This is a genomic window from Clostridium sp. UBA1652, from assembly GCF_002320975.1.
Lineage (GTDB): Bacteria > Bacillota > Clostridia > Clostridiales > Clostridiaceae > Clostridium_T > Clostridium_T intestinale.
Genome location: NZ_DCLI01000044.1, coordinates 1 through 12,335 on the forward strand (window position 1 = coordinate 1; position 12,335 = coordinate 12,335).

17 protein-coding genes are annotated in these 12,335 nt (G+C 28.4%); 14 read left to right on the forward strand and 3 right to left on the reverse strand.

What is annotated here, in order from left to right; translation table 11 throughout:
* The 5 genes from B3N22_RS07490 to B3N22_RS07510 form a co-directional block, all read left to right on the forward strand.
* On the forward strand, positions 1-405 hold a 405-nt coding region (locus B3N22_RS07490), incomplete at its 5' end, for an Rpn family recombination-promoting nuclease/putative transposase (protein ID WP_286905960.1).
* A 234-nt stretch (positions 406-639) separates the two neighbouring features.
* The gene (locus B3N22_RS07495) at positions 640-1,176 is read left to right on the forward strand and encodes a VanZ family protein (RefSeq protein WP_286905962.1); all 537 of its coding nucleotides are present in this window, start codon (positions 640-642) and stop codon (positions 1,174-1,176) included.
* 98 nt (positions 1,177-1,274) lie between these two features.
* Positions 1,275-1,949 carry an HD domain-containing protein gene (locus B3N22_RS07500; protein WP_286905964.1) on the forward strand — a complete coding sequence of 225 codons (675 nt, stop codon included), beginning with the start codon at positions 1,275-1,277 and terminating at the stop codon, positions 1,947-1,949.
* Between the two features lies 1 nt (position 1,950).
* Positions 1,951-2,403 (forward strand): GNAT family N-acetyltransferase, encoded by a 453-nt coding sequence (locus B3N22_RS07505; RefSeq protein ID WP_286905966.1) that lies wholly within the window; start codon positions 1,951-1,953, stop codon positions 2,401-2,403.
* A 15-nt stretch (positions 2,404-2,418) separates the two neighbouring features.
* Positions 2,419-3,099: a GNAT family N-acetyltransferase gene (locus tag B3N22_RS07510; RefSeq protein ID WP_286905968.1), complete on the forward strand. Its 681-nt coding sequence runs from the start codon at positions 2,419-2,421 to the stop codon at positions 3,097-3,099.
* Between the two features lie 83 nt (positions 3,100-3,182).
* On the opposite strand, the gene B3N22_RS07515 is transcribed toward B3N22_RS07510, so the two are convergent.
* Positions 3,183-4,085, reverse strand: coding sequence for a helix-turn-helix domain-containing protein (locus B3N22_RS07515; RefSeq protein ID WP_286905970.1), 903 nt, complete (start codon positions 4,083-4,085; stop codon positions 3,183-3,185).
* 163 nt (positions 4,086-4,248) lie between these two features.
* On the opposite strand from B3N22_RS07515, the gene B3N22_RS07520 reads away from it, so the two are divergent.
* The 3 genes from B3N22_RS07520 (at position 4,249) to B3N22_RS07530 (ending at position 5,446) form a co-directional block, all read left to right on the forward strand.
* Positions 4,249-4,509 (forward strand): hypothetical protein, encoded by a 261-nt coding sequence (locus tag B3N22_RS07520; RefSeq protein ID WP_286905972.1) that lies wholly within the window; start codon positions 4,249-4,251, stop codon positions 4,507-4,509.
* Positions 4,510-4,675: 166 nt separating this feature from the next.
* Positions 4,676-4,978, forward strand: a complete 303-nt coding sequence (locus B3N22_RS07525) for a hypothetical protein (protein WP_286905974.1) — start codon at positions 4,676-4,678, stop codon at positions 4,976-4,978.
* Positions 4,979-5,005: 27 nt separating this feature from the next.
* A complete protein-coding gene (locus tag B3N22_RS07530) occupies positions 5,006-5,446 on the forward strand; it encodes a hypothetical protein (RefSeq protein ID WP_286905976.1) in 441 nt (146 codons plus the stop codon).
* Between the two features lie 73 nt (positions 5,447-5,519).
* On the opposite strand, the gene B3N22_RS07535 is transcribed toward B3N22_RS07530, so the two are convergent.
* The gene (locus tag B3N22_RS07535; protein ID WP_238906713.1) at positions 5,520-5,834 is read right to left on the reverse strand and encodes a hypothetical protein; all 315 of its coding nucleotides are present in this window, start codon (positions 5,832-5,834) and stop codon (positions 5,520-5,522) included.
* A 184-nt stretch (positions 5,835-6,018) separates the two neighbouring features.
* Between B3N22_RS07535 and B3N22_RS07540 the strand changes: the two genes are divergently transcribed.
* From B3N22_RS07540 to B3N22_RS07560, 5 genes are all read left to right on the forward strand, one after another.
* Complete coding sequence (locus B3N22_RS07540) at positions 6,019-6,687, forward strand: Type 1 glutamine amidotransferase-like domain-containing protein (protein WP_286905977.1); 669 nt, start codon at positions 6,019-6,021, stop codon at positions 6,685-6,687.
* A 10-nt stretch (positions 6,688-6,697) separates the two neighbouring features.
* Positions 6,698-6,949 (forward strand): hypothetical protein, encoded by a 252-nt coding sequence (locus B3N22_RS07545; RefSeq protein WP_238906711.1) that lies wholly within the window; start codon positions 6,698-6,700, stop codon positions 6,947-6,949.
* Between the two features lie 43 nt (positions 6,950-6,992).
* On the forward strand, positions 6,993-7,376 hold the full coding sequence (locus B3N22_RS07550) for a cupin domain-containing protein (RefSeq protein ID WP_238906710.1): 384 nt from the start codon (positions 6,993-6,995) through the stop codon (positions 7,374-7,376).
* Positions 7,377-7,393: 17 nt separating this feature from the next.
* Positions 7,394-8,020: a class I SAM-dependent methyltransferase gene (locus B3N22_RS07555; protein WP_286905980.1), complete on the forward strand. Its 627-nt coding sequence runs from the start codon at positions 7,394-7,396 to the stop codon at positions 8,018-8,020.
* Positions 8,021-8,222: 202 nt separating this feature from the next.
* A complete protein-coding gene (locus B3N22_RS07560) occupies positions 8,223-10,106 on the forward strand; it encodes a sensor histidine kinase (protein WP_286905982.1) in 1,884 nt (627 codons plus the stop codon).
* Between the two features lie 59 nt (positions 10,107-10,165).
* On the opposite strand, the gene B3N22_RS07565 is transcribed toward B3N22_RS07560, so the two are convergent.
* Positions 10,166-11,590 carry an MDR family MFS transporter gene (locus B3N22_RS07565; protein WP_286905983.1) on the reverse strand — a complete coding sequence of 475 codons (1,425 nt, stop codon included), beginning with the start codon at positions 11,588-11,590 and terminating at the stop codon, positions 10,166-10,168.
* A gap of 105 nt (positions 11,591-11,695) precedes the next feature.
* On the opposite strand from B3N22_RS07565, the gene B3N22_RS07570 reads away from it, so the two are divergent.
* Positions 11,696-12,298 carry a TetR/AcrR family transcriptional regulator gene (locus B3N22_RS07570; protein ID WP_238906705.1) on the forward strand — a complete coding sequence of 201 codons (603 nt, stop codon included), beginning with the start codon at positions 11,696-11,698 and terminating at the stop codon, positions 12,296-12,298.
* Positions 12,299-12,335: the final 37 nt, after the last annotated feature.

Genomic DNA, 12,335 nt, shown 5'->3' on the forward strand with positions numbered 1-12,335 from the left:
GATATTTTAGAGATTCACTATTTGGAGTTACCCAAACTATTTGAATCTAACATTAAGAAAGACGAGAATGAAGATATAATCCAATGGATGATGTTTTTAGAAGCCAAGAATAAGGAGGGATTTGAGATGTTAGCAAAGAAAAATGATAAAATAAAGAAAGCCTATAGTATACTTGAAGTAATAAGTAAAGATGATATAAAGAGAGCTGCTTATGAAGCTAGAGAAGCGGAACTTCATGATCAAATGACACGATTAAAGTCAGCTAGAGAAGAAGGTAGGGAAGAAGGTAGAGTTGAAGAAAAATTAAATAATGCAAAAAATTTAATTTTATTAGGCGTTGATGTTGAAACGGTTGCTAAGGGAGTAGGACTTTCAATAGAAGAAATAAAAAAAATATTATCTTAGGATTAAGATTACTGAGTTAGAGTCCTGTATTAAGAGTGATATATTTATAAAAACGTGCTGTCAAATGATAGCACGTTTTAACTTTTATAAAGTTTAAGTGTGGAGAGTTAAACTTTATTAGTCATCATCTTTTATTAATAATTTCTTTATGTTTTTTAAGATTTATTTAGAAGCCTCTTAAGAATTTGCTGATAAAATTATCTACAGACAGTTAAATATTTAGGAGGAAAAATAATGGAAATTAGTAATAGAAAAGCTGGTATAAAGTTAACCAAGATATTGTTTATAATTTATATGATTGCGTTATTTTGGATTATAGTATTTAAATTTAATATACACTTACCTTCTTTGAGAAATATGAGAAGTATAAATTTAATTCCTTTCAGTGAACCTTTAATCTTAAATGGTAGACTTGCCTTTGGTGAAATGATTATGAATGTAGTAATTTTTATACCACTTGGCGTATATGCAGGAATCCTATTTAAAAGATGGAGTATTTGGAGAAGAATTATCTTGTTTTTCTTAATTAGCTTAGTATGTGAAGTATCTCAATATATTTTGAATATAGGAGCTTCTGACATTACTGATATAATTAATAATACTTTAGGTGGAATAATTGGATTAATCATATATAAAATCATTGAAAAACTATTAAAAAATGGTGTTAAGGTTGAAAAAGTTATAAATATAATTGCATCAATAGGAACTGTTCTAATGATTTTATTTTTATCATTGTTAAAGATAAACAACATATGGCTATTTAGGCATTAGTGCAATACATACTTTTAGTGAACTATTTGTTTTATATATTTGGAATTGATGTTATTTTTAGGTATAATTATATAAGAAAATGAATTAGGAGAATAAATATGAATACAGAACAAAGACATAAAAAGATTATAGAAATAGTTAAAGATAAATTAACCTGTTCAGCACACAACTTAGATCACGTATTTAGAGTGTATAACCTTTGTTTACTTATAGCTAAACATGAGGAAGACGTTGACTTAGAAGTCTTGATTCCAGCTGCTTTGTTACATGATATTGCTAGAGTTGAGGAAAGTAATGATAAAACAGGAACAGTAGATCATGCAGTTTTAGGTAGTGAACAAGCAGAGGAAATATTAAAGCAATTAAGTTATGATGAAGAAAAGATTCAAAAAATAAAACATTGTATTAAGACTCATAGATTTAGAACAGGTAATGTACCTGAAACTATAGAGGCAAAGATATTATTTGATTCAGATAAATTAGATGCAATAGGAGCAACTGGAATAGCTAGAAGCTTTATGTTATCAGGACAATTTGGACAAAGATTAGCATTTGATAGTTCACTTGATGATTATTTAAAAGAAAATACAGCTGAAAATGGAAGAGTAAAGGACATGTCTAAACATTCTCCATTAATTGAGTATGAAGTGAAACTTAAAAAGATTCCAAACAAACTATATACAGATAAAGCTATAGAAATAGGAAAAGAAAGAATTAAAATTATGGAAGCTTATTTTGATAATCTGAAATTAGAGTTAAAGGGATTTAAATAATATGATGGAATTTAAACTTGAATTTAAGGAAATAATTTTAGATGATATTGATGATTTAGCTAAAATGTATGTAGAAACATTTAATTCACCTCCTTGGAATGATAATTGGACATTAGAAACCTCCGCTAAAAGACTTAAACAGTTTATTAATTGTGAAGATTCTTATGGAATTACAGCATATCAAGAAGATAAACTATGTGGAATGATATTAGGAAGTCAGGAGCAATTTTATGATGGTATAATGTTTAATATTAAAGAGTTTTGTGTTAAAAATGATATACGTAATAATGGAATTGGAACCTTAATATTAAAAGAGTTTGAAAAATTATTAAAAATAAAAGGAGTTAAGGAGATTGTTCTTTTTACTTCGAGAGAAGATGGTACAGAAGGATTTTATAGTAAAAGAGGATTGAAGTCCTATAATAGTATGGTTATGATGGGTAAGGAGTTATAGATTATAGGAGGAATTATGATTAAATACTTAATGAAAAATCAACTATTACATATAGGAGTGATTGAAGTAATTAATAGAAATTCAGCAGAAATATTATATTCTGAAGATGATGGAGTGTTATTAAAAGAAAAGATAAGCGGAGCATATATGCTTTCAGTTGAGAGTTTCGAAAAAGGAAAAAGTTTAATTGATGAGTTAAATGAAGGTAATCTATTTTTAGTTCATCAAGAGTTTATGAGAGATTATATTATTAAAAAGTTTAACTTAGCTCATAAACTTGAATGTTTTCAAGCTTCCTACATGAGTAAAAATAAACTTAAAGTGAAATCTGAACTTGAAATAAGACCTCTTAATATAAATCAAAAAGAAGTTATTTTAGAGAATTATAATAAACTGTCTGAAGAAGAAATAGATATTTTATTAAATACTGAAAGTTTATTTGGAGGTTACAAAGAAGAAAATCTTGTAGGATTTATAGGTAATCATCTAGAAGGAAGTATAGGACTTTTAGAGATTTTTCCACCTTATAGAAGGCTTGGCTATGGGGAAACGCTTGAATGCTTTATGGTAAATCATATGCTTGAACAAGGTAGGGTACCTTTTGGACATATAGAGATAGAGAATGATAAATCCATAGCACTACAAAAGAAGCTTGGATTTACTTTATCAGAAGATAAACTGTATTGGCTATTCTAATATGATATTTTTAACTATAACTTTTATTAAAAAAAAGGGGCAGTAGTTAGCTTTGTTGGAAGCTACTACCGTCCTTTATTAAATTAAAGATATTTTAATGATAGATTATTTAATTCTGAGATTAGTTTTTCATTTTTTAACTTTGAGGCTATTGGTAAAAAGGTATCCAAAGTTTCCTTTGCTTTTTCTAGCCAGCGGGGTTTATCAATAAATTCGATAGTTCTCATATTATGAAGCCTATCTGCAAGTTTGACCATTACCGCATCTTCATCTTCAATACTATTGTTAAAGTTTGCAATCTTCTGAGAAATATCGGCAATCCTTTCAGAAAACTCTAGTTTTATTTCTTCAAAAGTAAAGAACTTAATATCATGGAGTAGCCCAGAAATAATTGCATCCTCACTTCCATTCATTTCTGATAATAAAATCGCAACATTTAAAGGGTGAGTAACATAATCATCACCAGAATATCTTTTTTCATCTTTATGAGCAATACAAGCAAAATCATAGGCTTTCTTTAAGCGTTTTAAATCATATTTTACCTTATTGTTATTCAAACTCTTTATTAATAAATCATAGAGTTCTTCCTTAGTAGAATGAAGAACTGTAGTCTGCATAAATAATTGATTCATACAATAATTGCCTCCTTTTGAATAATTTATTTGAAAACTAAATGCTCTTAAAAGAGAAGGTGAGAAACCAAATCTTTTTTTGAATGCTTTAGCGAATCCATTATGAGAATTGTATCCATAGTCTAATGAAACTTGAAGTATTTTGTGGCCATTTATTATTTCTTCTGAGGCTTTGATAAGTCTACGTTCAGTTACATATTCCATGACTGATAGACCAACATGGGCTTTAAAAAGTCTTGAGAAGTAATACAAAGAATATCCAGCATTTTTTGCTATATTCTCAGAAGATAGGGATTCAGTTAGATTTTCTTCAATGTATTTTAGGCTATTAACTATATGATTGCTAGGTTTCATATAAGCACCCCCTCAATTTCATGTGATAATTATACTATATATTCTTTATTTGGAAATTTTTGTTCCAATCTTGCCTAAATTGAAAAAAAGTTAATAATACTGCAAAATCATGGAAAACACTGTATAATTATATAAAATGGTTAAGTTTCAGGAGGCGATTTTAATGAGATTACTTGGTACTATAATTTTTATATGTGGAGGCATATTTCTCATAATTATAAGTTTAAAGACCTACAAAAATGAAAAGACGAATAAGTTTCGATTATTGTTAAATTTATCAGAAGGCATAATATTTACTATACTTGGATTAGTTTCATTAGCAGATAATATAAATATTGAACTAATGGGGATTTTAGGATGTGTTATATTGTTATTTGATAGGATCATAGATTTTATGCTCAATAAAAAGGGAACCAAAGTATAAGTTTTAATTTTTTAGAGAAGCACTTATCCTATTAATTTTGTAAGAATGACAGGGTTGTCTTATAGAGTAGTTGCTGAAATAAAAATAAGAAATATATAACATTCTATAATGGAAAATACTGTATAATATTAGCGTAACTTAATTAAGTTTTTAGGAGGATATTTTAATGAGAATAACATGGAGTTTAGTATATTTATTTGTTGGAATGTTTTTTGTATTTGGTAGTTTAATCACATACAAAAAAGATAAGAGAGGTAAAATATATAAGCATGGTAGTTTTGGCTTGGGGAAGATTGGGAAGTATAAATTGTTGCTATCTTTAGCAGAAGGAGTAGTTCTCATAATATTAGGATTAATATCACTTATAAAACATATAGATTTTCAAGTGGGTGTGTTAGTAATAGGCGTAGTTCTATTAGTTGACAATATACTAGTTCCTAAGTTACAGAAAAAGATAAGTGAAGAATAAATGTAAGTTATATAAAGGAGAGATAAAGTGAAGAATAGATATAAACCAACGTATATTTTGGTAATTATAATTATCTCAATTTCATGTATTTATAACTTCTATCAATATAAAAAAATAGAAAATAATAAAAGAATCCTTAAGAATATAGTAAGTAAAAATATACACCAGTTTGCTGGTATTTCAAACAATATAAGTGATGAGGACATTTATGCAGAAAAATATGCAAGTATAGTTACAGCACAGGAAGCTTATATTGCTTTAAATAATAAGGGAATTCCTTCAGAAGAATGGGATAATAGCCTTCCGTATTTATTTATTAATATAAAAAGAACTATGATTAATGATAAAGATAAGTTTAAAGAAGCATTTAAAGAAACAGAGGCATCTAGATTGATGTTTAAAATATCAGATGACTTTGAAGACAAAGAATCTATTAGTAAGCTTCAAGCATTATTAAATAATTATTAATTTAAACACTATTACTTAAGTAATGGTGTTTTTTATTTCAGCTATCTTAAAAGACACACAATCTAGGTGCCTTTTAAGATAGATATACTTCACCATTACCAACGATTACAAGCCTATATTCAGGGGTTAAAGGAGCTAAATTATATTTATCTGATCTTGGAGGTAGCTGAAAAGCCTGAATTCCAACTTGATTTTCATTAAAAACTATAACGTAGATATTTTCATTTGATATATTTTGGATAAAATACTTATTCTCAGGAGCTGGATTAAAGTCAGATAATTTATAAACCCCTTCCTTAAATGTATTAGGAGAGGCGTTAGATATAATAAAGTTTAAATTCATAAATATAAATAAAGTTATTAAAAATGAATAGATAAATTTTTTCATATGAGTGCACTCCTTTCAAGCTTAGTGTGATTAAATGAATAGTTAAATATACCTTTTAAAGCATTAAATAATTTAAAGGGAAGTTTTATGGATAATTACTGTTTTATTGCTTAAAATTAACAGGTAAATTGTGTATAATGTTTATAGGATAAAAAAATATGCAAAAATAAGGAGATGATATATAGTGATAAATATATTATTAAGTGGCTATAATTTTGGGGAAGAATGGGCAAAAGACTCGATCAAAAAGTACATAGGCTCAGAAGATAAAATTGTAGTTATTCCTTTTGCATTTAGTGAAGCGTGGATAAATAATTCTAATGAATGGGACGATGCTTATAGTAGAGAGTATGGTAAGTATTATAGAGAACTAATTAAACCATTTGGAGAGCTTGGAGTAAGTGAAGATAATATTACATGGATTAATTTTTTTAAAGATAAAAACGAGGATATGAAAAAAGCTATAGAGGAGAGTGATGTTGTATTTTTTACAGGAGGACTGCCTGATAGAGCTGTTGAGCGTGTATTAGATAAGGGACTACTTAATTATATTTCTAAAGCTAAAATAGTAATGGGTGCAAGTGCAGGCGCTTTAATGCAGCTAAAGGATTATCATATATCACCTGATGAAGATTATTCAGAATTTAGTTATCAATCTGGATTAGGTTTAATAAAGAGGAATTTTTATATTGAGGTGCATTATGAAGATACAGAAGTTCAATATAGTTGCATCAAGAAGGTTTTAAAAGAAAAGACTGACACAGTTTATGCTATTAAAGAACAAGGTGGAATTATTTTAGATGATGACAAGCTTATATTACTGGGAGATGTAACTACCTATCAAAACAATTAGGAGGTTAATTATGATTAAAGCAAAAAAAGTTATTATCACTTTTATTATTTCATTTATAGTTTCTTATTTGATAGTAGGATATGCTGCAAATAGTATGTTTGTAGGTATAAAGTGGGTAGAAAATATCACTATTTGGGGGAAGCTTAAAGAATATTATGTGAGAACTGCTTCTTTTAATATATTACCTACATTAATATTGTCTATAATAGCTACTTGTATTATTAATTATCCCTACAATAAAATTAACGAGAATATAATTTAAAACTGGATTTTGAATAACCTTTGAGGAAGAAAAGGAGTTAACTATGGAGTTAGATATTTTTACAAAGTTAGATGGGATTTCAGTAACTAAAGAAAATAAAACTAATGTAGACTATTTTATTTTTGATGAATTTGAGGTTCACTTGAATAAAATTCCTCCAAATACAAAACAAGAATGGCATAAACATAAGACCATAGAGGAAGTATTAGTTGTAACTAAGGGTGAACTTATAGTTAGATGGAAAGAAAATGAGTCAATAGAGACGACAACTGTATTTAAAGATAATATAGTAAGGGTAAAAAAATCTATTCATACTATTGAAAATCATACTGATGAATGGGCTGAGTTTACTGTATTTAGAATGGTACTATCAGGTGAAGACAAGAGAGAGATAATAAAGAGAGATAAAGTAATCATAGATATTTAGATTAAGGAGAAAGATAGTTGAAAAATCCTTGGGAAAAAATAGATTTAGAAGTTTATGAAAAGCATATGTCTCATGACAATGTGTATCAACTGCAAAAATTAAATAAGATTATGAAAGAGCAGTTTCAAGATAATAAGCATGAATATATTGGAGTTCTTGGAGTAGCTGGGGGAAATGGACTTAATAATATAGATATTTCTAAAGTTAAAAAAGTTTTTGCCATAGATGTTAATAAAGAATATCTTAATGTTTGTAGAGAAAGATATGATTATATGGGAGAGATACTGGTAACTATTTGTAGAGATATAAATGATAAAGAATTTTGTTTTCCAAAAACAGATTTGCTTGTGTGTAATCTTATTATTGAATATATTGGGGAAGAACAGTTTGTAGCTACAGTTTACAGAAATAAAGAAAATATAAAATTGATATCTTGTGTCATTCAAGAAAATGAGAAAAATTCTTTTGTAAGCGACTCAGAATATTCTTCACATTTTACACCTATAACATCAATAAATCATGACATAAATGATAATAAACTTAAAAATTTGTTTACTAAGATAGATTTTAATTGCATTAAAACTAAAAACTACAATCTTCCCAATAATAAAAGTTTCATTAGATTGGATTTTAAGAAAGTATAGTGTTATACATTATTTTAGATATTAAACACCTCCCCTGTATAGATGTATTTAATAATACACAGTATACATGAGAGGTGTTTTTTATGAAAATTAATAATATGAGGTAAGGTATTAAAAGGGTATTAAAGATGTTATAATTAAAAGGATTATAAGTAGATTTATAGTAATAATTCTATTTCGTGAGAGAGGTAGGAAAAGCAGTATGAAGAAAATGTCTATAAGATTTAAGCTTATGATATTAACATTAATACCATTAATACCCTTCACCATTCTTCAAACAATAGGGATAAAAAATAACTTCAATAGAAGCATAGAGCAGAAATTCGAGGAAAGTGAAGAGTTAGGCAGATCTATATCTAAATCATTTATTAATTATATAGAAGAATTATGGTTTCAAGAATTGATTATAGGTAAGCATATAGTTGAATATGAAGATAAAATAGATGATATTCAAGCATATTTAGATAAAGTATTAGATACTGATGAAACTACTATGGAAAGATTATCTTTTATAAATACTAATGGGGTTATAGTTGCTAGTACTACTAAAGAGCTTGTCGGAAAATCAGTAGTTAATCAAGATCACTATGAAAGAATAAAAGCTGGAGAAGATAAAGTTTTAACTAATCTTGTTAAAGAATATAATGGTGGATCAGTTGTATTTCCTGTATCTAGAGCAGTTAAAAAGGATGGACAACTTATGGGGGTAATAGCAGGTGTTATAGATGTTAATAAATTTGTATCAAAAATGCCCGATTTTGAGAAAAATGAGGGTGATATTTTTTCATTAATTGATGGAAATGGCTATAGAGTGTATTATAGTGCAAATTTAAATATGTCCTTTGAGGAAAGATTAAGTCCAAAGGATGCTCCTTCTTGGGAGGCACTAAAGGGAGACGAAGTAAGAACTTATAAGCGGAAATCTTCTTTTGATGGTGATTATAGGATGGGGATAGATTATCCTATCAAAGAATTTGGGTGGGATATTATGATAAATTCAAAACGTAGAGTGGTTTTGAAAGATGCTTATATTCAGGTTATAGAATCTATAATTACTCTTATAATTATAGTAATAACAGCTTTAATAGCTTCCTATATATTTAGCAAAAAAATTGTTGATCCTTTAATGTTGTTAAAGAGAAAAACAGATGAATTAAAAAATGGTGATTACAGTGTTAGAACTAATATTAAGGGTGAAGATGAGATTTCATCTATGGCTGAAGCTTTTGATCACATGGCACAAAGCATACAAGAGTATGACAATATGAAAGGGCAGTTTTTTGCTAATCTGTCCCATGAACTTAAAACACCTATAAATGTTATATATTCAAGTACTCAACTAATAGATAGTATCAAGAACTCAAAGGATTTAAATAAGTTTAAAGAAAAAACTATAAAATATATGATAGGGATAAAGCAAAATAGTTTTAGGCTTATGAAGCTAGTAGATAATATGATTGATGCAACAAGATTTGAAAATGGATATATAAAAATGTCTTGTAGGAGTACAAATATAATAGGCGTAATAGAAGATATAAGCTTGTCTGTTGTTAGATATGCAGAACAAAAAGGAATAAAGATTATTTTTGATACTGATATAGAGGAAAAAGAAACTTTCTGTGACCCATATATGATAGAGAGAATAATATTAAATATCATATCTAATGCTCTTAAGTTTACTGATGAAGGTGGGTACATATATATAAATGTTGAGGACCATGAAAATAAGATAATAGTATCAATAAGAGATACAGGTATAGGTATACCAAAAGATAAACTTGAAGTGATATTTGATAGATTTAGACAAGTAGATACATCTTTAAATAGAAATCATGAGGGTAGCGGATTAGGATTATCAATAGTAAAATCATTAGTTGAAGCCCATGGCGGAAATATAAATGTAAAAAGTCAGTTAGATGTTGGTACAGAATTTATAATAGAATTACCAATAGTTAATGCTCCAAAAGATTATACCAAAAATAAACAAGAGGTTTTAAATAGTGAAAGCAATACAATTCATAAGATAGAAATTGAGTTTTCAGATATTTATTCAATACAATTTGATGATTTTAAAGATGATAATTGATGGTACATCAAATGAAAAAGATTAGGTCACATAATAATGATGGGCCTAATCTTTTTTTGTTACTCAGTTTTATGAACAGGTAATAAAAGTGCTGGGAATAATGCAATAATTGCGAAACCTACAGACCATAAAAATGCTACGTGATAGGCATCTAATAAACCTTGAATACTTGTTGCATTATTCACTAAAATTTGATGTTGAACAATTGTTGCAAGAACAGCTGAACCAAAGGCTCCACCTATGGTTTGAAGTATTCTTGTAGCAATACTAGCATCAGATATTTTGCTTCTATCTAGCCCTTCATAAGCTGAAGCTAATATAGGTATTGTTACTCCTCCTAAACCAGCACCGCGTATAAGTAAGGCAATGAATAAAGTAAAACTTTTTGTATCTTGATTAGCAAAAGCAAAAGGCACAGTCCCTAATATAGTTACAACTAAGCTAACAAGTACTATTACCCTAGAGCCTATTTTATCAGTTAATTTACCAACTTGACTTCGGGTTAATAGCATACCTACCCCTTGAGGGATGAGAGCTACTCCAGTTAAAAAAACACTTTGACCTCGAACTTGCTGATAATATAAAGGTAAAAGCAGCATTGCTCCATTTACAGCTATTCCTGATAAAAATAACAAAAAGGATGATGCAGAAAAGTTAACTATCTTAAATAGACGAATATCTATTAAAGCTTTTTCTTTATTTAGTGAATACACTGTAAATATAATAAGGAGAATTAAGCCAATTATAGAGGGGAAGATAACTTCTTTATTATTAAAGCCTCCATTAGAACTTACCTTTGATATTCCGTAAATAAGTACAGCAAAGCCAGAAGATAATAGAGAGATACCTATAACATCTAGCTTTTGTTTTAATTCTTTGCTTTTATCTTTAGGTAATCCAAACCATGATAGAAAAAGTGAGATAACGGTTATAGGGATATTAACATAGAAAATCCATCTCCAGTTTAAACTATCTACAATTATTCCTCCAAGCATAGGACCAAGTATAGGTCCAAGAACTGCTGGAATACCAACTAGAGACATTAAACTTCCAAGGCTTTTTCCACCAGAAGCTTGTACAAGAAGTGTTTGAAGAGTTGGTATTAATAGACCAGCTCCAGCTCCTTGAATGATTCTAAAAGCTATAAGGCTTTCTATGTTCCAAGAAACAGCTGATAAAACTGAACCAACTAGAAATAAGAAAAGTGAAAACATATAAACATACTTTCCGCTAAATCTTTGTATAGCCCATCCTGATATAGGAACAACAACTGCCATAGCAAGTACATATCCAGTTGTTACCCACTGAATAACTGATACAGTACTGTTTAAATCAACAGCAATTGTTTTAATTGCTATATTTACCATGGTGGAGTCAAGTAGTGGAGCTAAAGAGCCAAATATCATTATTAGTGAGATTTTAACTAATAAAGGATCAAGTTTTTCTTTTTCCAGAGATGAAATTTTTTCTGCATTATTTTCCATGATTAAACTTCCTTTCATAAAATAAGATACGATTAGTTTCTTATTTTATGTTATAATAAATTTATAAGTAATGCAATATAAAAAAGTTTTTGAGGTAATTTAGGAATGGATAAAAATGATATAGATAAAAAAATACTAACAAGGCGTCGTGGAGATGAACTTGTTGATGCAATACTTAAGGCTGCTTGGGATGAACTTTCAGAGATGGGATATACCAGCTTAACCATAGAAGGAGTTGCAGCAAGAGCAAAAACTAATAAGGCCGTAATATATAGACGATGGGAAAATAAAAGTAGGCTTGTCATTGAAACATTAAAAAAATATATCCCTAGATCTGAAAAAGTAACTCCTAATACAGGAAATCTAAGAGATGATGTATTTCAACTATTAAAAAGAATTGCAGTGCCGCTACAGATGATAGGGGGAGAAACTATTCATGGACTTATGGTGGAATATTTCAGTAAACATATAATGAATTCATTTCCTCAGATTATGAGCGGAATTGAAGGTAGATTTGAGAATTATATGAGAGATATTTTAAAAAATGCTGAATTAAGAGGAGAGGTTGACTTAGAAAAAATAACTTCGAGGATTATTTCCTTGCCTTTAGATTTAGTAAGATATGAAATTCTTACTACTCATAAACCAATAACAGATAATGTACTTAATGAAATTGTGGATGATATTTTTATGCCATTAATTAAATAAGTGGCTTTTTATTAGTTTGTAAACAATTTCTGCACCA